General features: G+C 42.8%; 15 protein-coding genes and 1 pseudogene. 11 read left to right on the top strand and 5 right to left on the bottom strand.

Going from position 1 to position 19,808, the window contains the following annotated elements; all coding sequences use genetic code 11:
- Positions 1 to 31 precede the first annotated feature (31 nt).
- The 4 genes from CWO27_RS11045 (at position 32) to CWO27_RS11030 (ending at position 3,784) form a co-directional block, all read left to right on the top strand.
- Positions 32 to 721 (top strand): helix-turn-helix domain-containing protein, encoded by a 690-nt coding sequence (locus CWO27_RS11045; RefSeq protein ID WP_107898960.1) that lies wholly within the window; start codon positions 32 to 34, stop codon positions 719 to 721.
- Between the two features lie 336 nt (positions 722 to 1,057).
- Positions 1,058 to 1,372: a c-type cytochrome gene (locus tag CWO27_RS11040; RefSeq protein ID WP_102431388.1), complete on the top strand. Its 315-nt coding sequence runs from the start codon at positions 1,058 to 1,060 to the stop codon at positions 1,370 to 1,372.
- A gap of 166 nt (positions 1,373 to 1,538) precedes the next feature.
- A complete protein-coding gene (gene ylqF / locus CWO27_RS11035; RefSeq protein ID WP_029405588.1) occupies positions 1,539 to 2,474 on the top strand; it encodes a ribosome biogenesis GTPase YlqF in 936 nt (311 codons plus the stop codon).
- 284 nt (positions 2,475 to 2,758) lie between these two features.
- Positions 2,759 to 3,784, top strand: a complete 1,026-nt coding sequence (locus CWO27_RS11030; protein WP_170960778.1) for a GGDEF domain-containing protein — start codon at positions 2,759 to 2,761, stop codon at positions 3,782 to 3,784.
- A 157-nt stretch (positions 3,785 to 3,941) separates the two neighbouring features.
- Here the strand turns inward: CWO27_RS11030 and CWO27_RS11025 are convergent, their stop codons facing one another.
- Positions 3,942 to 4,487, bottom strand: coding sequence for a GNAT family N-acetyltransferase (locus tag CWO27_RS11025; protein WP_055318731.1), 546 nt, complete (start codon positions 4,485 to 4,487; stop codon positions 3,942 to 3,944).
- 166 nt (positions 4,488 to 4,653) lie between these two features.
- Between CWO27_RS11025 and CWO27_RS11020 the strand changes: the two genes are divergently transcribed.
- From CWO27_RS11020 to CWO27_RS11000, 5 genes are all read left to right on the top strand, one after another.
- On the top strand, positions 4,654 to 5,796 hold the full coding sequence (locus tag CWO27_RS11020; protein WP_048660095.1) for an acyl-CoA desaturase: 1,143 nt from the start codon (positions 4,654 to 4,656) through the stop codon (positions 5,794 to 5,796).
- A gap of 279 nt (positions 5,797 to 6,075) precedes the next feature.
- The gene (locus CWO27_RS11015; RefSeq protein ID WP_102479738.1) at positions 6,076 to 7,446 is read left to right on the top strand and encodes an endonuclease/exonuclease/phosphatase family protein; all 1,371 of its coding nucleotides are present in this window, start codon (positions 6,076 to 6,078) and stop codon (positions 7,444 to 7,446) included.
- Positions 7,447 to 7,638: 192 nt separating this feature from the next.
- Positions 7,639 to 7,929, top strand: a complete 291-nt coding sequence (locus tag CWO27_RS11010; RefSeq protein ID WP_102431386.1) for a putative quinol monooxygenase — start codon at positions 7,639 to 7,641, stop codon at positions 7,927 to 7,929.
- A 275-nt stretch (positions 7,930 to 8,204) separates the two neighbouring features.
- Complete coding sequence (locus CWO27_RS11005; protein ID WP_107898958.1) at positions 8,205 to 9,101, top strand: hypothetical protein; 897 nt, start codon at positions 8,205 to 8,207, stop codon at positions 9,099 to 9,101.
- A 191-nt stretch (positions 9,102 to 9,292) separates the two neighbouring features.
- Complete coding sequence (locus CWO27_RS11000) at positions 9,293 to 10,057, top strand: DUF481 domain-containing protein (protein WP_107898957.1); 765 nt, start codon at positions 9,293 to 9,295, stop codon at positions 10,055 to 10,057.
- Positions 10,058 to 10,154: 97 nt separating this feature from the next.
- Here CWO27_RS11000 and CWO27_RS10995 read toward each other — a convergent pair.
- The 4 genes and pseudogenes from CWO27_RS10995 to CWO27_RS10980 all read right to left on the bottom strand — a co-directional run bounded on the left by CWO27_RS10995 (position 10,155) and on the right by CWO27_RS10980 (position 18,125).
- A pseudogene (locus tag CWO27_RS10995) lies at positions 10,155 to 13,232 on the bottom strand (efflux RND transporter permease subunit).
- The gene (locus tag CWO27_RS10990; RefSeq protein ID WP_107898956.1) at positions 13,219 to 14,541 is read right to left on the bottom strand and encodes an efflux RND transporter periplasmic adaptor subunit; all 1,323 of its coding nucleotides are present in this window, start codon (positions 14,539 to 14,541) and stop codon (positions 13,219 to 13,221) included. The pseudogene CWO27_RS10995 and the gene CWO27_RS10990 overlap by 14 nt, the downstream one beginning before the upstream one ends.
- A 193-nt stretch (positions 14,542 to 14,734) precedes the next feature.
- Positions 14,735 to 15,928: an outer membrane protein transport protein gene (locus tag CWO27_RS10985; protein ID WP_107898955.1), complete on the bottom strand. Its 1,194-nt coding sequence runs from the start codon at positions 15,926 to 15,928 to the stop codon at positions 14,735 to 14,737.
- Positions 15,918 to 18,125 (bottom strand): alpha/beta fold hydrolase, encoded by a 2,208-nt coding sequence (locus CWO27_RS10980; protein WP_102431380.1) that lies wholly within the window; start codon positions 18,123 to 18,125, stop codon positions 15,918 to 15,920. Before CWO27_RS10980 ends, CWO27_RS10985 begins: the two co-directional genes overlap by 11 nt.
- A 357-nt stretch (positions 18,126 to 18,482) precedes the next feature.
- On the opposite strand from CWO27_RS10980, the gene CWO27_RS10975 reads away from it, so the two are divergent.
- Together CWO27_RS10975 and CWO27_RS10970 are read left to right on the top strand one after the other, a co-directional pair.
- A complete protein-coding gene (locus tag CWO27_RS10975) occupies positions 18,483 to 19,187 on the top strand; it encodes a winged helix-turn-helix domain-containing protein (RefSeq protein WP_102431379.1) in 705 nt (234 codons plus the stop codon).
- Positions 19,180 to 19,686 (top strand): hypothetical protein, encoded by a 507-nt coding sequence (locus tag CWO27_RS10970; protein ID WP_102431378.1) that lies wholly within the window; start codon positions 19,180 to 19,182, stop codon positions 19,684 to 19,686. Before CWO27_RS10975 ends, CWO27_RS10970 begins: the two co-directional genes overlap by 8 nt.
- The last annotated feature ends 122 nt before the right edge of the window (positions 19,687 to 19,808 follow it).

Raw genomic sequence — 19,808 nt, 5'->3', positions numbered from 1 at the left:
AAAACATGATTTACCAGGCTCGGAATAAGTTATGCATAGAAATAATTTAAAACAGATGCTCCTAATTGGTGACAACGGTATTAACAACCAGTTTATTCAGCGCGAAATAGGAAAATACAGTGACTTTTCTTTTAGCAGAGAATGTTTGGCGAGCATTGAGCGCTCGAATAACCATAAAACTTTCGATATCGTCCTTATTAGCTACTTGCTATTAGCAAATATCGAAGATATCAACATCATCTTATCCAAAATAGAATCCAATAAATGGGTAGTTTATGATGTCCCTGCAGACATTACCGGACAGAGTATTACCGTAATGCAGTTATTCAACTTGTTTAATATAAAGGGAATCATCTATCAGGACGCTCCTATTGATCACCTTACCCGTTGTTTAAAAACAGTGTGTGACGACGATTTGTGGCTACCAAGAAAGTTAATGTCACATATTCTATCTAATAGACACGATTACACTTTCAAGTCGAAAGTAATACTATCTAGCCTTACTAAAAGAGAAGTTCAAATATTCAAGCGCGTGATTAGAGGCGATTCAAATTTAGAAATTTCAAACGAACTATTTATTTCAGAAAGTACGGTAAAGACGCACGTATACAATATATATAAAAAAATAAATGTCACAAACCGCAAAGAAGCAATAAGAAAAGCATATTTTATCAATAGTTTAGAGACTATTATACAACCTGATATAAAGCTCAAAGTATAACTACAATCCAAAGATAATAGTAAATTACAGTTACCTACAAGCACGATGACAGTTGACGAAAGTTCCCTTTCAAAGCTTGGGCCACGTCCCCCCTTAACAAGTTTCTGCTCTGATATCCAACAACTGCGCATCACAAAAACTTAAGCCTCACGACACATTTCGGCTCTATGACTCACAGCTTCTCAAAAAGCTTAGCTGCTCCGGTTTGTACATGACTTTCCTAACAAAGCTGTAAAAATTCACTCTAACCCCATGTAATTGCTCATCTAGAGCAAATAGAACTTGAGCTTCCCCTTAAGGTCAGCTTTATAATCATGTTTTTACCGGAACAAAAACATGCATTACCCATCCTTCGCTCTAATATTAGTCGCTTTTTCTTCTAGCCTTTATGCCTCTGATGATGGCGATCCTGAATTAGGTAAAGTGAAATCACCAAGCTGCGTTTTTTGTCATAACCCCACCAGCCCTTCGGCTGATAACTCCTATCCTAAGCTTTCTGGTCAAGATCCAACCTACCTCTTTAATACAATGAAAGCGTATCAAAATGGGGAAAGACAAGGCGACTACGCAGATATGATGCGAGCACAACTAAGCAAGCTCAATGACCAAGACTTGAAAGATATAGCGGCTTTTTACACGTCACAACATTAGCGGGCCCACTTTCATCAGGTTAATCATCAGCTAAATAAGCATCACCAAGCCGTCTATACTTCAAGCAAACTCACAGAGCTCATTGAAGGTCGCGATAGATATACCTTTACACGTATCATCCAACCCTTACAATGTGCAGCAAATATATTTATCAAGGTTTATCTCTATGTCTATTCAATGGTTTCCGGGCCACATGCATAAAGCCCGCAAAGAAATCGAAGAAGTTATCCCACAGGTTGATGTGATCATCGAAGTACTGGACGCTCGTATCCCGTTTAGTAGTGAAAACCCAATGATCTCTTCACTGCGCGGCGATAAGCCTTGTGTAAAAGTGTTGAACAAGCGTGACCTTGCCGATCCTGAACTGACTCAGCGTTGGATTGAACACTTCGAGAAAGAGCAAGGCGTTAAAGCGATTGCGATTACGACTAGCGTAAAAGAAGAAGTTAACCACGTTATGGAGCTAGTACGTAAGCTGGCACCGCACCGTGAACAGATGGGCAAGAATATTCGTACAATGATCATGGGCATCCCAAACGTGGGTAAATCGACCATCATCAACTGTTTGGCGGGACGTACGATCGCGGTTACTGGTAACCAACCTGCGGTAACTCGTCGTCAGCAACGCATTAACCTGCAGAATGGCGTGATCCTTTCAGACACTCCAGGGATCCTTTGGCCTAAAGTGGAAAACCCACACAGTGGCTTCCGCTTGGCTGCAACAGGTGCTGTAAAAGATACGGCAATGGAATACGATGAAGTGGCATTTTACACAGTAGAGTACCTAGCAAAGCAGTACCCTAACCTTTTGCAAGAGCGCTACCAAATTGAAGAGCTGCCTGAGTCTGACATCGAACTGATGGAAGCGATTGGCCGTAAGCGTGGTGCACTTCGTGCAGGTGGCCACATAGACATTCACAAATGTTCAGAAATCCTGCTTCACGAATTGCGTAATGGCACTTTAGGTAAGGTAACTCTTGAGTTGCCAGAAATGATCACACAAGAGCTGATCGAAGTTGAAGAAGCGGCTGCGCTGAAAGCCGAACAACAGATTAAGAAAAAAGAAGAGCGTCGTAAGCGTTACTTGAAGAACAAGCGTTAATCGCTATTAGTTTTTATTAATCTACTTTAGTTTCTGTTTACCACTCTTACACCTGCCTCTAATATATTCACGTTCTATCGATGATAGAGCGTGAATATTGCCTGTTACCGTTTGTTGATCTAGCTAACATACTGACAAATCTATAGAAACGGTCGTTTACAATCCCAAAGACTGTGACATACTACGCAAATTATTGTGTATCCATCTCGGCTAATTTCTCAATGCGCTCTTATTCTGGGTTCAAGAATCAAAGATTTAAAACCTATTTCGATAATGAAATTTATTTGCCGTACATAAATTTCATCTACATCCCGATCTCAATATTCTGTGCTTTCATCATCACCGACTACATCCACTTTGGTAGCGAGTGCATTACACCTATCATTTTCCGAGTCATACTTTTTCTATTGATGATGGCTGTCGCCAGATACTGCATTACAAACAAACCCAACGTTTTGGAACTGGTAGAAAGTGCTTTCCTTGTAGTTAGCTCACTTTTCTTAGTCTATGTCGGTCGGCTTGCGATTGATCTGAATAATTTCGATTACCAAGGTGGTATCATTCTCGTCATGATCTACATTGGCACATTTTCAAGATTGTCAGCCAAATACAGTATCTTTACGCTGTCGTTTATCTTTTTGGCTTATCTGATCGGCCTTGCGCCACTGCTTTATGAAGCAGAGCCAAAGCATGAAATAGAAACAATTTCCGTTTATATTTCGGCTTACATCCTAATCTCAGCGGCCTGTATAAGACGTGACTTAGAAGTACACAAGCGTTTTGCTCAATCCGAGCAGTTGCGCAAACAAGCGATTCAGCTTCGCAAACAATCCAATATGTTTGAGGCGCTTTCTTATCAAGACGCGCTAACAGGTTGCTACAACCGCCTTTATCTTCATCAGGTCATAGAACCGAGCATAAACCGTCAGTTATCCATTACATCGATAATGATAGATGTTGATCATTTCAAATCAATTAACGACACCTACGGCCATCAAATGGGCGACATGGTGATAAAAGAACTGGCTGATGAGATTCAAAAACGACTACCGACGAGCAGTAACTGCTTTCGATACGGGGGTGAAGAATTTTTGGTGATGGTGCAAGGGGAAACAAAGGCTTCAATTGAATCGCTAGTTAACTCCCTTATAGAGTCCCCTTCTCGCCTTAGGTTAGAGGTAACGATTTCAATCGGTGTAAAACATGCACCTCAGGCCCTTGGTTCTGTCGAGCAACTTATCGACGACGCCGACCAAGCACTCTACATTTCGAAGAAAGGTGGTAGGAATAAGATCACATGGTGTGATTAATCACCCAGTATTTCACGCACCTTAGCGATTAACAAAAAAGACGACTACTCCAATCAAAAAAGCCCCGAACAATTTAATGCTCGGGGCTTTTATCTTTATTCTTCAGCTTTGGTAAGCGTTGCAATTAAGCAAGGAACCAGTATTCAACAAGAATCGTCTAAGAATACACGACGCTTGCTGTTTTCTGTTCAAGTTCAACGGGAGAGTTCCAAGAAATCACTTTTTCGTTCACTTGGCTACCACATGGTGCATTCCAAACTTGCTCTAGCTCTTCTTTGCCTCCAATTGCTTCATAAAACGCGATAGCTTGGCGATTTTCAGACATCACTTCTAGGTAAAGCCCTGAATCCGAATAGTATTGCTGTAACCACTTCGATAGTTCAGACAATAGACGCTTGCCTACACCGCGACCGCGGTAATTATTGTCTACGTGTAACGCATCAATGAACGTACCTCGTTCAAAGTTGTGATTACCAAACGCGCAGACGAAACCAACCAGTAAACCGCCTTCTTCTAGCAATAAAACATGTTGGTTGAAAGGAGGATTAATCAAACGAGTCTGCCAAATAACAGATCTGTCCTCCAAAACATCATTTTCTAAGTAATCATCAGCAAGGATGCCACGGTAATATAGCTTCCAGCTATCCGCGTGTAATTGGGCAATCCGCTCATAATCTTTATATTCAGCTACCTTAATTTCCATTTATTAGCCCTTAGTACTTCCATTTATGACTTGCTACTACATTTCACACTACCTTTATACAATATTTAAGCAAAACATACTAATACACGTTTACACTTTCAATATTGACTTACACGTGTACGCTGATATTCTAGCGCACAGATGTAAGCCCAATGGAAATTTGCTAATGAATAGTGCCGACAAACAATCTACAAAAAAGCCGCCATTAATCTGGCTCAATATTTTTGTATTCTCTTTTAGTATGCTGCTTGCTGTTGTAGCCGCTCCCGTTTATGGCTACTTTTTTGGCTATGGTATGGAGCACTGGATATGGCTAGCGATCTGCTTTACGTTCTGTAACCTTTCAATCACGACGGGTTATCACCGCTTATGGTCACACAAAGCGTTTGAAGCGCATTCAAGCCTAAGATTCCTGTTTGCATTAGGTGGTGCATTTGCCCTGCAGAACAGCGCGCTACACTGGTCTTCTGATCACCGTGTACACCACAAGCATGTCGATAACAACGACAAAGACCCATACTCTGCAAAACGCGGCTTTTGGTACTCGCACATTGGTTGGATGATTCGTAATTACAGCACTTCAATGTACGAAAACTACGAAAACTGCCGTGACCTTAAAAAAGACAAGATTGTTATGTGGCAGCACAAGCACTATGTTCTGTTGGCATTGCTGATGAACTTCGGTGTTCCTATCGCTTTAGGTGTTATTTACGGTGACGTACTTGGCATGTTGTTAATCGTAGGCGCTGTTCGTTTGGTACTTAACCACCACACAACATTCTTCATTAACTCTCTTGCTCACATCTGGGGTAGCCAACCTTTTACCGACAAAAACACGGCCCGCGATAACGGTGTGTTGGCGGTTCTAACTTTTGGCGAAGGCTACCATAACTTCCACCACATTTTTGAGAACGACTACCGTAACGGCATCTACTGGTGGCAATACGATCCTACAAAGTGGTTGATCAAAAGTGCTTCATTGATGGGACTGACAAGTAAGCTTAAAAAGACCCCTCAAGCTCGCATTGAGAAAGCCGAAGCGTCAATGCTACTCAAACGCACACAGCAAAAAATCATGCACCGTGCCGACAAGCAACAAATCGCAGACAAGCTTCAGCAAGAATTCGATGCTCTAGTATCAAACATGAACGAGTACTACGAAGTCAAAAAGCAGCTACTTGAAAGTAAACGTGAAGACGTTGTGAAGAAGTACGAACACTCAGTTCTTAAAGTTCGTTACCAGCAAATCAAAATGAATTTCGAACAACAGAAGAAAAATTGGGCGATGACAGTGGAACAATATGCTTAAAGCAAAAAAATACGCTTAACACACCAATAACAACACAGTTTGATTCTTATTCTGAAGCCCTTATATTGCTATGAGGGCTTTTTTAATTCACAGTTCTAATTAAATTTATGAATTTTAAGTCTTTATTCTAATTACAGACACTAGTTCCAAATGTCACATTTTCAATGCAACAAGATGTCACTTCAGAGCCTTGCCTGTGACAAGAATCACTTACAGAATGATATCCATCTCATAACATGCGCGTCCCAAATTTCTTTCAGCAATTAGCGGACCCACTTTATGAAATTGTTAAAAACATCTATCGCTTTCGCCATCTCTTCTGCACTTTTGATTGGTTGCAGCAGTGACACAGATTACGTTCAACCTGAAGAAGTAAAGATCGCGACTTATAACTTGTCTTTTGATCGTGCCACCTTCGAAGACCTTGTGACAGAAATGCAGATTGAACCAAGCGCTCAAACAAAACTAGTGACCGACTATTTGGATAACACGATTGATGACGCTGACAAAGTAACAGCTGCAAAGGTTATCCAGATCCGCAACGTCGCTGCCGTGATTCAAAAGAATCGACCTGATGTGCTGATGATGGCTGAATTTAACAATGATGGTACTGGTACCGACAAATCAGCGCTCGAAGGCTTCCAGAAGAACTACCTTTCTGTTGCTCAAAGTATCGAAGGTGCAGGTGGCGACGCGAACCTAGAACCAATCTCATACCCATATTTTGAAAGCTATTCGACCAATACAGGTTTGCTGAACGAATTTGGTTTTGATTTAGACAATGACGGTAATTTTGGAACACTTCCCGGTGACGCTTGGGGCTTCGGTTTCTACCACGGTCAGTACGCGTTTGCTCTAATGTCTAAATATGAGATAGACACGGCAAACACTCGTACATTCCAAGAATTTAAATGGAAGGATCTTGAAGGTGCAACCATCCCAACAATCACAGTGTGTGATGATCCTAGTAAGTTCCCTGTCGGCATGGACTGTGGCGACGAGTGGTACACAGCAGCTGAATGGGAAGAAGTTCGTCTATCGTCAAAAAACCACGTTGACGCGCCGATCCTAATTCCAACTAAAAACGGGACAGAAACCGTTCACTTGTTGATGTCACACCCTACTCCTCCAGCTTTTGATGTGGGTAAGAACATTGAGCAAAACGCAGCAGAAGTCGACTTCTGGCACCAATACATCCAAAACAAGTCGTTCATCTATGATGACACTGGAAAAACAGGTGGCCTAGAGCAAGGCAAGCACTTTGTTATGATGGGTGACCAAAACCTAGATCCTGTTGATGGCGACGGCATTAGCTCTGTAATGCAAGACTTGCATAACGACTCATTAGTTAATCAAGAAGTCACCAACGGCAGTCTATACCCTACTAGTTATGGCGCAGCTGAACATGCGGTAGATAAGTCATCGTCTCACCCACAACCAAACCGTATAACTTCGACGTTTGGACTTGCGGTTGATTACGCACTGCCGTCAGCTACATTAAACATTGTTGAATCTGGTGTTTATTGGTCAGCTTCGTATGAAGAAGGACGCAAACTATTCAATGACTCACGAATTGGTGATTATGGTAACGGCAAGGATGTATCCTCTGACCATCGTATGATCTGGGTAAAGGCTGATTTCAGTAACTAATTCATTCACTTTTTAAGATGCCCGGCTTAGTGTCGGGCTTTCTTATGAGCGTAATTCATTAATAATCTCGCGATTACAAAGAGAATTATGGACACAAACAGCCATAGTCATTGGATAGATCGTATCTTTTTCTTTGGTTTATAGATACTTATATTACCCGGACCCAGAGATTTATTGCCCTAGGAATTCACAATGACTAAGCTAACCATTATTGCAACGATCGTCTCTAAAGAAGATAAAACTGAGCTAGTTAAATCAGAGATGATTAAATTGATCGATAAAACCCGCTCCGAAGAAGGCTGTATCAACTACGACCTCCATCAAGATAACAGTAACCCTGCTCACTTCGTTTTTCATGAGAACTGGGATTCTGAAGCTCATCTAGAGAAACACTTAGCGAGCCAACACATCGCCGAGTACATGGCTGCGACTGAAAACTGTATTGAAACCTTTGTGCTTAACAAAATGACGCACATTGCCTAACCAGTCACTCAGTACTGATTCAATAAAAACCCTGCTTTCAACGCAGGGTTTCGCTTTTCTTGCCTGTCATGTTGTTTCGAGTTCATTTTGTGCCAGGCTCGATGTGCCGCTTCCTCCCTCATAAACAGAAGCTAATCTCTCCACAGTCGAAATATTCCTAAACCAATATCAAGTAACCTCACGAAAGATCATTCACATTCATTTAAATACTATTCGCGCGCTTTGACCATAAACTAAGCGCCAAATTACAAGAACAACAGTCGACAGGAATGTAGATGAATACCAAACAACTTGAGGACGCTGTAAGTGAAGTGAACTTATTCAATCAGCACCTATACTTAATCCAATCCGTGCATACCATTCCGACCCCAAAAATGAATTGGGAGTCGATTGCGATGGAGCCTGCTCCGGTAATGCCAACAGTTCGATTCGATCATAAAGTCAAAGCCATGGAAGCACTCGATGAGTACAAGCCTAGCTGGCTAGATATGCTGCTAGGCAACAAGTCGAAATTGTACACCCTCACCAACAATATTGAGCGTGCCGCCGAACAGGACATCGAGCAATACAAGACAGAGTTTGTGCATTGGGTTCAAAGCTACAGCTACTGGGCCAAGGGCAATCAATTATCGAAAGGTATATTAAACAACGATAGTGAAGCAAAGCTTTCTGCCCTTTCCGAAGCTCAGCAGAACTCGATTAACGCCGCGGTAGCCGACACTAAGCTGATTAACCATAACTTCAATACTTATAAGAATGGTCACCTGCTAGAAATCAATATTCAGGTTAATAAGCACAACGTGATCCCTAAAGAAAAAAAGGTATTGTGCCAAGGTGAAGTGAAGCTTGAAACGATGTCTCTTTCTGAAAGCAATGCTTTATATCGAGAGTATGTCTGCAGCTGTATTCTCAAATGTGCGCAAGATGCTTTCAATGTCTTACCCGAGACGAGCGTTGTGATCAATGTTGAACAGATTTCAGCAGATCAATCAAGCGAGACCATAGTTTCATGCCATGTCGAACAAGGGCTACTCGAGTTCTTATTAATCGAAGACGATAAACCTTCTGAGATACTTGAATTCTTTGTCCACATTGAAGATTTCAATCCTCATCGAGGTAGCGGGTTCTCAGCGATAAAAACGATTTTTTCGCCTTTACCTATGGCGTCGTAACTCACTAGCTTTTTCGATTCATTCATTGGCGACTCTTCACGACTAACCTTGCGTTCGTCGTATTCTATCATTTTATATACCAAACCATTATGTCGACACACGCTATCTCGCAAACAACGCGCCCATTAACAAACACAGTTTCATACACACGATACCTAGGAAAGCTACCTTTAGCTCTCATCGCGTTCTCTATGCCCATATTTGGAAAAGAGGCTGGAGAGGAGGTTGAAGAAGTGGAAGTCGAGGACCAAGTCGTATTAAGCGAAGGTTCTGAATTACAAGAAGAAGCTAAAGAATCCCCTTTTACGACCTTGACCAAGCTTGGGTTTATCTACTCACAAAACACCAACTCATCTTTGTCGATCAACTCTGGAATCTCTATTGGATACAAAAAAGAGAACTGGGGCCAACGAGTTCAGTTTGATACCTACTATACCGATGCTGAAAACGACGAAGACGGTACCAATCGCTATACCACCAACTATGGCATCAGCTATGACTTGAACGAAATCACCTATTTGGTCGCGACAACACGTTTTGAACACGATCACTATGGTACCTATCGTAAGCAATTCATTACCGCGACCGGATTGGGTCGTCACTTTTACGATACAGAAAGAATCAAGCTTCAAGGCTCTGCGGGTCCGGGTTACAGAATCAGTCAACGACAACCCTCCGATGAAGAGTTCCCAAACAAAGAAAACTACGAGCTGATCGTTAATGCCAGTATTGATGGATCGCTAACACTTACAGAAACGTTTTCTATGGGTGCAACTGCAAACATGGCCTACGGTGAAGAGAACACAAACTACAACCTAAAAGGCTATTTGAAGAACATTCTGATGGGTAATTTAGCACTGACGTTTGATACCGAATACATTTACAACACCACTGTCGCCTCAGATCAAAGTAACACCGAAATCTACAGCTCAATGAATCTAAACTACGATTTCTAACCGCCCTCACCGCTTTCCTCACTTAATCTAGCCCACAATAGCAAAAGGCCCTCACAATGAGGGCCTTGAAGTATCTAGATAAATTTAAAGCATCTCGCTACGCTGGTTTGGTTCTTAATCGAGTCAACGCATCCATTTGCTTTAGGTTCGCCATACCGACATACGCGACAGGCACTAAGAACAATGAGAAGAAAGTTCCGACAGATAATCCACCGACCAGTACTAAACCAATATTAATTCGACCTAATGAACCAGGGCCATCAGCCAGTGCTAACGGTAATGAACCTAGGATCATCGTGAGTGAGGTCATCAAGATAGGACGCAACCTCGAACGAGCACTGCTGATCGCCGCTTCTTGCGCACTGGCGCCAGACTTACGTTTCTCATTCGCAAACTCCACCAGCAAGATACCGTGCTTGGTCACTAGGCCAACCAGTGTCAGCAACCCTATCTTGGAGTAAATATTGAGGCTTTGACCAAATACCGACAGCGTCAAAATCGCGCCCACAATACATAATGGAACCGTTAACAAGATGATCATAGGGTCGACAAAGCTTTCAAATTGCGCCGCTAGAATCAGGAAGATGAAAATCAACGCCAATACGAACAGCACTTGTGCGCCGGCGGTTGAATCAACTAGATCTTTAACGATGCCATTGAATTCGTAGCTCTGCGCCGGTTTCAATAAGCTTGGAACCGTATCATCAATGTAGGCTTTAACATCACTTGCCGTGTATCCGGGCATTAAGTCAGCCGTAATTTCAGCGCTGTCTTTACCCATGAACGTCTTGAAGTTAGATTCCGATGTCACTTGTTTGATTGAAACAAATTGGGATAACGGAAGCCTTTGCCCCGATTGTGAATCCACATACAACTTATCGAGCACCTTGAAATCACCAAGATCACTTCGGTTTACTTGAACTTGAATTGGGTATGTATAACCGTCATCCGCTTGTAAATCCGCCGCTTTCACTGAACCCAGAAATGTTGATAACGCATTGGTGACATTGCCGTAATCCACACCAGACAACACAATCGCATTACGGTCAATCGATAAGTCATAGCGTAACTGGTCACGCAACATCGAGTTCTTAATGTTGGTTACGCCCTCGTAATCCTCAAGCGCGTTAACGACTTCGCTCGCGGTTTCAGACAGCACAGTGGTATCACGGTTAACCGTTGTCAATTCAAGGATCATGTTGGTAGCGATGTTTAGGTTATCTGCTGAGCGCACCTTGAAGGACATGCCGTAAGCAGAGACTGAACTTTGTGCTTTAGCGATAAACTCGTTTACCAATTCATCAGCTGACTGGTCACGTTCACCCCATGGTTTCAACAGAACGTGATTGGTCGGTGTACCTTCAATGTAAGATAAGTTCGCTTCTACTGAACTATTACCCTTGAACACACTGTTAAGCTGCTCGTTGTTATCTAAATGGTACTGACGGCCAACACCAGTTGGTGGCGTAGAAGTCACCTCAACAAAACCGGTATCTTCCGTTGGAAGTAATACTTGAGGCATTTTCCAAACCGCTAAGGCAGACAGAGCGATTAGTACCAAAGCAATACCACTCATCAGAGCCTTACGATCAAACCATTTGCCCAGTTCTTTGGTGTATAAATCCGATAACACATTCAGTTTCGCATCAACCTTTTGATACCACTTCGCCGGAGTTGATACAGGCTTCATTAAATAAGCACTCATCATTGGCGAAAGCGTTAACGCCACAAACCCAGAAATAATGACCGCTGCTGCTAACGTGAAAGCAAATTGTCTAAACAGGTCAGCGGTTAAGCCCGCCATCAAGCCAATTGGTAAGTAAACAACCGCCAATGTTAACGTCATAGCAATCACTGGAAAGACGATCTCTCGACACCCTTTAATTGCAGCATTAAATGGCGTTTCACCTTCTTCGATATGACGATAGCAGTTTTCAGCCACGACAATCGCATCGTCGACCACCAAACCAATAGCAAGGATGATTGCCAAAATAGTAAGCACATTGATGCTAAAGCCAAGTACATGCATCACGGCAAACACACCAATCACACATACTGGAATGGTGATGATTGGAATCGAAGCCACACGAACAGAACCGAGGAACAGAACGACGACAACAGAAACAAGTACAATCGCTTCCACTAAAGTCATGAAACCTTCGTCAATTGCCGTTTTAATGAAATCAGCTTGGTTATAAACCATCTTCATCTCAATGCCTTCTGGCAACTGAGGCTGAATCACATCAATCTGTTTCTTCACTTTATTCGCAACGGTTACTGGGTTTTCACTTTTTAGCGGCAACACCAGAATCGACATCGCTAAGTTGTCGTCTACACGTAGAATACTTGGTGTAAGGCTCTCTTCCCCCATTTTGACTTCAGCGATATCACCTATACGAATGATCTTGCCGTTATCGACACGAACCACCAAATCTCGCACGTCATCAACGCTGGTGACTTGGTTTACTGGGTTGATAGAGAAATCTCGCACTTGCCCCTTGATGGTGCCCGCGGTAAACGTTGCGTTGTATGAACTTAAAGTGCCGACAACGTCAGAAGCACTCATGTTGAGCGCCATCATACGATCCGGTTGCAACCAAACACGCACCGCTTTCTCACTACCGCCGTACGGCCCCCAAATACCACCGACACCTTGAATATGCTTAAACTGCGGCACGACTTGTTGGCTGATGTAGTCGTACATATCTTGTTTAGACATCTTGCCAGTATTCACAAACGTGATGATGTTGCTCGGCATGCTAGTATCAGAAGAGTCATCCGTCATACTCCGTTACTGTTGGCTTATCGGCGGGAAATCACCAATCGCTTCAACGCTGCTACGCAGGTTGTTCATCAAGCTAGTGTATTCGACGTCATTAATGTCATCTTCAAAGATGATTTTTAGATTACACGTGCCTTCCTGACAATCCGTGGTCATGGTCTTAACACTATCAAGACCCGTTGCCGCGGTGATCAGTTTATCTGCCACATTGCGTGACATAAACTCCGCACTCGCACCATTGATCGCAGCCGTTACCGTTGCTGACGGTGTTTTATGTTCTGGAAAGTACTGGATTGAGAGCTTTTGAAACGACAAAAGCCCAAGCAAAACAATGGTGATACTCAGAACTGACGCAAACACAGGGTGCTTAATACAAATCTCAGGAAGCTTCATCCAGATTATCCTTCGTTACAGCTTCCTTGCTTAGTGTTTCGTTAGTGTGAGTTTCGCTCGTTGAATCCTCAACAGCCGCGCTCGTCTCTGCTTGCTCGCTGTTTTCGATGATCGCTTCATTTACGCCTTTCGATGCTTCCGTCCAATCAACCGAAGGCTCAATCGGATGGGGTTCATCCACCTGTGTTATGGTCTTTTCTACTTTAGGCTTTGCGGTCTGCTGAGGATTGTCTTTGTTTGTCGGTTCCGTTATTAGCTCAACGGTTTTCTGTTCAGCATTTGGGTTCATGACCTTAACTAACGACGCTTTCTTAAGATTCTGTTGTCCCGTCACAACGACGTTATCGCCAAGCTTCAAGCCTTTCTCTACAACAACGTAACCATCGTTAGTATTCACGCCTAATTCGACAATACGTTGCTCGATTCTTTCGCCATTCACAACCCAAACAAAGCGCTCTGCATCTTTTGCTTGAACTGAGTTTTGGGAAACCACCATTTGCGTGGAGTCTTCACTCGTCATCTGACTTACTTTGGCAAACATACCCGGAACTAAGCGATGCTCTGGGTTAGTCACGTGCGCGTGTACTTCAACACGGCCTGAGCTCTCGTCCACCGCTGGCGCAATGTAATCCACCACGCCAGAAAACGCTTCATCAACAAATGCATCAACTTGGATGGAAACATTCTGCCCAAGCTTTGCGTTGCCCAAGTCCGACTGGCCAATGGAATACTGAACTTCGACAGGATCAAATTTGATCAAGCTAACAAGTGCCGTCGAACTATCAATTTTACTGCCTACGGAATGGCTAAAGTTAGTGAGCTGCCCGTCAAATGGGGCAATCAACAGGTAATCGTTCATTAGCGCTTCTTTCTGGCGGAAATCAGCCGCGGCTAGATTCGCCTGTTCGCCCAGTTCTTCCACATCTTGTTGAGACATAGAGTCAGGCTGTTTCTTTAGTAATTTTTGTACTCGCTTTAATTTCGACTTTGCTAACGCTAGAGAGCTTCTAGCTTTGTCGAGATCGGCTTTCGCTTTGGTATTGTCGAGTTGAGCGATCAGTTCACCTTTTTTAACGGAATCGCCGTCTTTGAAATGAATATTAAGAATTTTGTCGGAGGCACTAAATGTCAATGCAGCAGAATCCGTTGCTCTGATTTTGCCTACCTCGTTGATTGAAGAAGTGAATGCTTGTTTGTGAGCTTTTTCAATAGTCACAGGAATCAAGTTTGAATCTTGGGCAAACGATGGAGAGATATGTAAGGCAAACAGCACCAAACAGATTGTTTTACTAAGCTTTGTAAATTTCATTTTTAATAACCATAACCGTTGAATTCGTCTGAATTAAAACGTTTTTCTAAGCAGCTATTTCTTACTTAATGAGCTTCCAGCTATTTAAATAATGCTAAAACAGCTAATAATGGGAAAAGGGCTCAACTCACTGTCGAGCCCTGCATTTTTATATGATTCCTAAATTTTTACGTTCTGAACTCCAAAGTAAAAGTTAAAAACGATGCTGATACTGAACACCGAGCAAGAGTGCATCGGCAGTCACATCAGCAGTTATATTGGAACTCGTTCCTGGGATCGTCGTCAGGCTTTCGTCAATATCTTGTGATTCTCCGATGATAAATCCGACACCAATATCAACAGAACTGGCGGCCGTGACGTTATATGTCCCTCCGACGGTGAGCCAATGACGGTTAACATCAGGAATGGATAACGATGTGAGTTCGTCAGTTGGAGAAAGGTCGTACATGTAGCCAGCTCTTAGCACGATGTTTTTTGACATGGTGTATGTACCACCGACCGAAACATGCCCCGCATCTTTCCATTGATACTCCTTGATAGAATCGTCGTAAGAATCAGACGTTAATGAATCAAATTCAGACCAATTCACCCATTGCAGGCTGTAATGGAACGCCCATTGCTCGTTGATTTGGTGCCATCCGGAAAACTCTAGAGTATCTGGTAAAGGCACGTTCATCTTGTCGGCAGGGACACCACCTTTAGTAATATCACCTTCTACTTCAATATCTGGGCTATAACGATAACTAATACCAAATTTGTTGTGTTCGTTGACTTGGTAAGTCGCGCCAACATTTGTGCCCAGACCGAAGCCATCTGCGTCCACATTTAGCAAGCCTTGGCGGTATATCTCACCCTCACCGTAAATGACATCCAGTCCCGCGCCTAAGTTGATTTTTTCTGACAACTCGTAAGCCACAGCAAAACCAACGTTGATACTGGAAAGCGCCGTTTTACCTCCGAACTCGTCCGCTTCGAACGACTCGTCAAACTCAACATCGGTGCCGAAGTTAGAATGCACAGTTGCACCTAATGTGAATTTAGAACCTTCGATAGGGTGAACATAATGCATGTTTGGGACTAACGTCCCTGCATCTAACGATTGATCATCTAACGTTTGAGTATCACCAATCATTGGCGTGTAGCTAACATTAGACACATCAATACCACTATCGATATAAATAGCCCCAACAGAGAGTGTTGGTTGCTCGATGTAAGCCATCGCAGCGCTGTTCTTTGCAACAATCGCGGCGCTATCTGCCATCACAGCATCACCTGCAAATGCACGGCCCAACCCTGTTGCTGATTGTGCGTTAAGTTGGAATCCTGCGGCGTTTGTTAAGCAAGGAATGAGAGCAGCTGCGGTGCCCAATAAGAGTTTATTCTTCATCTTGAGGCACCTCTGTTTCGATATGATCTTCGTTCACTATTTCGATTGATGCACCCGTTGTTGTTACCATCGATGCAACGGCAACCTGCTGAGTATTGGTCGCATCCCAAACAAAATTGAGCTCTTCAGAATCTGGGAATCCGGGTAATCCTGATTCGTCCATCGTTCCCTCATAAGGGAATAGGTAAGTACCATGCCCTCCCGTGGTCGTTCGAATAACCCCCCGGGTTTCTGTAGTAGTTAATGGCTGTCCTGTCGTACCCGTAATTGGAGCTAATCCCAAAGCCTTAATTAGTGGCTCAGTTCCCGTTCTTATGTTGTCTGGAGCTGAGTTGGGAACGACACTGTCTGGTACATAATCCACTCCAACATCACATGTTTCACCGCAGTCGCCCACTGCCGCCAGCAATAACGTTGGTTGTTTGTTGTTAGCTTGGCGGGATGTAAAACTCGCAGGGTCAGAGCTATCAATAGCAGCCTGAACACCCTGCTTTAAACCAGTCACAAGAAGGTCATATATATCATTTTCTAACTGGTTAACCGTAAGAGCATTTTCGGAAGATAAACTGACAAACTCGTTTAATGACTCAATACACTCTTGGTTGTTATTCTCTGCATCGCAGCTTTCCGGAATCACAGTTTCAGCGATACTACGCTGTATATCCGGCGATTTTTTCACCCCATCGGACATTTCCGGCCCTAACGTCTGAGAAGACAAAACCAAATTGGTAAGCCCCTGACCCGGAACAACAAAGTTAACCGTTTTGAACTTAAACAATGGTGAGTCTTGGCTAAACTCACTAACCATCACCGACATGATCCCACCCAGAGAGTGACCGACTAGGTGAATATTGCTCTTATCAACCCATGGCTGATTATTCAGAGCAAAGCGTAGACCTAAGAAATCCGAAACCGACTGCTGTAAATTGGAGCGAAGCGCGAAAGGTGAGTCGATATTGATGAAAAATGATTTGTTCTCTTTAGCACTGATTTCAAGACCATTCACATCGTATCTCATACGTTCGCCGTGATAGGGCATGTCAATAGCTACAACGGCATAACCTTGTGTTGTGTAATCTTTAGCCATTAGAGACGCAGCAGATTTATCAGCCGTGACGCCATGAATAAAGACAACGCTCGGAAGTGTTGTCTTCCCATCCCAACGGGCTGGTGTGTAAACATCGGCATTGACAATCTGTGACTGGACAACAACTGGCAGTGGTTCATTTACTGTAGGAAAACCGCCTGTCGATGTTTTCATCCATTCGTATAGCGGCGGGCATGATGCCTTTGGTTCATATTGGTCGTAATCGCACTCAGATTCACGACTCTTCGTGAAAGGTAGATAAAATGGCAGTTTTAGTTTCTGAGTATAAAGGTCATATTTAGTCGTTTTATCTTCGATCAAGATGAGTTCGCCAGAAAAAGTCGTTCCTTCAACAATATGGTTATCCCTCATCGCATCCAGTGACGAATATGAACTCTGAGTTTTAAATTGAGCTGCATATACAGGAATACCCTTCTCAGGATACAGCGCATAATATGAATCTATCGCATTTAATACCTGCTCCTGAAGGCTTACTTCCTTATCGCTGTCTAGCGGAACACCTGAATAAATCAATTCATCAAAGCTAGCGTCTGCTTTTAAAGGTTCGTCAAATTCAGTTTTTACCCCATCAGTCACAACGATTGAGTAAGTCGTTCCTTCTTTTAATCCTGACTCGCACTGAATAATAATATTAGAACCATCGGCTGATATTTGAGTGCTAACTTCCTCACCAGTTGACTCATTAATTAACACCACGTTCCCCGATAAAGTTTCATTATTCAGTGGAAAACGCTTATCAGAATTAATACTTTGTAGCGGAATTAAAATAGGCTCTGCACAAAGTCCCCAACCATCTAAAGCGGCGTATGAGTTGTTGTAGTCCTGATAATAGGCATCGTTCTTTGATGACAAAGTTACAGCGTGTTCACCGACTCCGGTAATGGTTCCGTCGTCGTCATACCCGTATCCATCGTTTGGTTTTGGCAGTTCATCAATGTTGTAGGGAACCAATACTGAAACAGGTTCTTGAGTCGAGTCTTCAGACTGACAGCCGAGTAAGGCAAGCGTAATTAGTCCACATATATATGGCTTATTGAAATCTTTCAAAACAGCTCCTTCGTAGCTTTCGCATTTAACTGGTGTGGTCATGCGATTTATCGTTATTTGAGTTGCCGATTGAGTCGGAAGTAAGCTCGACTTTTATTCGCAGAGAGCAAGGCAACACAGAGTTGGAATGACACGTTGATAAAACTACGTAAGAAATTTGAGCAATTAACCCACACCCACTAAATCAGCGTCACCCGTTAATGATCCAATAGCTACTAACGGCAAGCACCTGAAACCGCATTAAACAACCTCAAAAAGGTATATAAGGAAATCTAATTAGGTTAATAAATCATTTTAAATCATAACCTTAAATATCAAAGGCACCAAAATCAGCAAGTTTATATTTGTAGCGACATTTGTTATATTTAGGTTAGAACGCTTATAACAATGAGAACCCAGATGTCTGCTGAATTTATTATCAATGATGATATACAGGTCAATTTAGAAGAGAGTGAAATCCATCACTTTAAGACGGGCCGTACGTACCCAATAGGTTCTAACGAATCAGAGCTGCTTAAGTTTTTTATCTCGAGACCCAACGAGGTGATCACTCGCCAAGTTCTTATTGAGCAGGTGTGGGTGTCTAAAGGTATTTACGTAGAAGATGGCAGCCTAATGCAAACCATCTCGATTTGCCGAAAAGCGTTAGAAGATAAGAGCGGAATGATCATCGTCACTGAGCGCGGTAAAGGCTACCGATTTGCAGGACAAGTGACACAAGATAAAGAACGTGCATTGCGCAAAATTCAAGCTCAACCCACGCAACAAACTGCACAACCCACAGAGAGCTCTATAGAAGAAAGCCCAACGGTAGAAAAAACAGCCCCAACGAAAAAGACAAACCATGTGTTAGCGCTAATTGCTTTATTTGTATTAACCGCTGGTCTGTCCCATTATTTGTTTGCTTATTTAGACAGAAATAGCTTGGGTCAAGATCTTACAGGGCAGCATTTTATCTCTTGTACAATCGAAACCGACGAGTTCACCTTTAAAGAACTCTACAACGTCACTCTTTATGAATATAAAGGTCGAAAGATCATCATAGATAATTCAGGAAAATCTTTGAGCTTCCCTAGTGAATTTAAAGGAGTTACTTGTGAATAAAGAAAAGCAGATATTCGTAATCGTGGCTCTATTGGGTGTTTTGGTCGGCTGGTTAACAACCTTTATTCCAAAAGAACACCTTAAAGGTCATTATTTGGCCAACACGGCATCGGTGGTTAATCCGCCCGAGAAAATAATTTATAACCAAGCTTCCGTGAATATCGAATTTAAGAAGAACAATAGTTACGAGTTGTTATATGTTTCGACTAAAGAGGCTGGTTTCACATCGTCTGGCACTTACGTTGTCACTCAACACGATATTTCGCTGGATGAGACTCAACACGAACAGATCATCCCAGACAGAGAGCTCACGTTCTATGAAAAAGTCATGATCAGTGAAGGTTCTGTACTCTCTTCAGATGCGATGACTTACATTCCACTGAACGACAGAGAGCTGTTATTGGTGACGCAACGTGGAATGATTCATTTCTGTAAAAAAGTGGTATGTGCCGACCTGCCCGCTTATTCAAATTCAGAACCGGAAGTAAATATCAATTAAGCTTACCGTCACTAACAGAGCACACTCTGTAAATTCTATGTGACTTTCCTCTGGCGTCTGCTATTTCCCAATTAAGTAGGCGTCAGACTCTAATCCTCGAATGCAAAAATACCTTCCTAAAT

This window comes from Vibrio sp. 10N.286.51.C3, from assembly GCF_003050065.1.
In the GTDB taxonomy this organism is placed as follows: Bacteria; Pseudomonadota; Gammaproteobacteria; order Enterobacterales; family Vibrionaceae; genus Vibrio; species Vibrio crassostreae.
Note: the sequence above shows the minus strand (reverse complement) of the source record. Positions and strands in the feature narration are given on the sequence as shown.

Excerpts from the sequence above, each read along its gene's own strand:
- CWO27_RS10975 (WP_102431379.1), top strand. The coding sequence starts at position 18,483 with ATGTCTGCTGAATTTATTATCAATGATGATATACAGGTCAATTTAGAA.
- CWO27_RS10980 (WP_102431380.1), bottom strand. The coding sequence starts at position 18,125 with ATGACCACACCAGTTAAATGCGAAAGCTACGAAGGAGCTGTTTTGAAA.
- CWO27_RS11020 (WP_048660095.1), top strand. The coding sequence starts at position 4,654 with ATGAATAGTGCCGACAAACAATCTACAAAAAAGCCGCCATTAATCTGG.
- CWO27_RS11025 (WP_055318731.1), bottom strand. The coding sequence starts at position 4,487 with ATGGAAATTAAGGTAGCTGAATATAAAGATTATGAGCGGATTGCCCAA.
- ylqF (WP_029405588.1), top strand. The coding sequence starts at position 1,539 with ATGTCTATTCAATGGTTTCCGGGCCACATGCATAAAGCCCGCAAAGAA.
- CWO27_RS10985 (WP_107898955.1), bottom strand. The coding sequence starts at position 15,928 with ATGAAGAATAAACTCTTATTGGGCACCGCAGCTGCTCTCATTCCTTGC.
- CWO27_RS11015 (WP_102479738.1), top strand. The coding sequence starts at position 6,076 with ATGAAATTGTTAAAAACATCTATCGCTTTCGCCATCTCTTCTGCACTT.
- CWO27_RS10990 (WP_107898956.1), bottom strand. The coding sequence starts at position 14,541 with ATGAAATTTACAAAGCTTAGTAAAACAATCTGTTTGGTGCTGTTTGCC.
- CWO27_RS11010 (WP_102431386.1), top strand. The coding sequence starts at position 7,639 with ATGACTAAGCTAACCATTATTGCAACGATCGTCTCTAAAGAAGATAAA.
- CWO27_RS11000 (WP_107898957.1), top strand. The coding sequence starts at position 9,293 with ATGCCCATATTTGGAAAAGAGGCTGGAGAGGAGGTTGAAGAAGTGGAA.
- CWO27_RS11005 (WP_107898958.1), top strand. The coding sequence starts at position 8,205 with ATGAATACCAAACAACTTGAGGACGCTGTAAGTGAAGTGAACTTATTC.
- CWO27_RS11040 (WP_102431388.1), top strand. The coding sequence starts at position 1,058 with ATGCATTACCCATCCTTCGCTCTAATATTAGTCGCTTTTTCTTCTAGC.
- CWO27_RS11045 (WP_107898960.1), top strand. The coding sequence starts at position 32 with ATGCATAGAAATAATTTAAAACAGATGCTCCTAATTGGTGACAACGGT.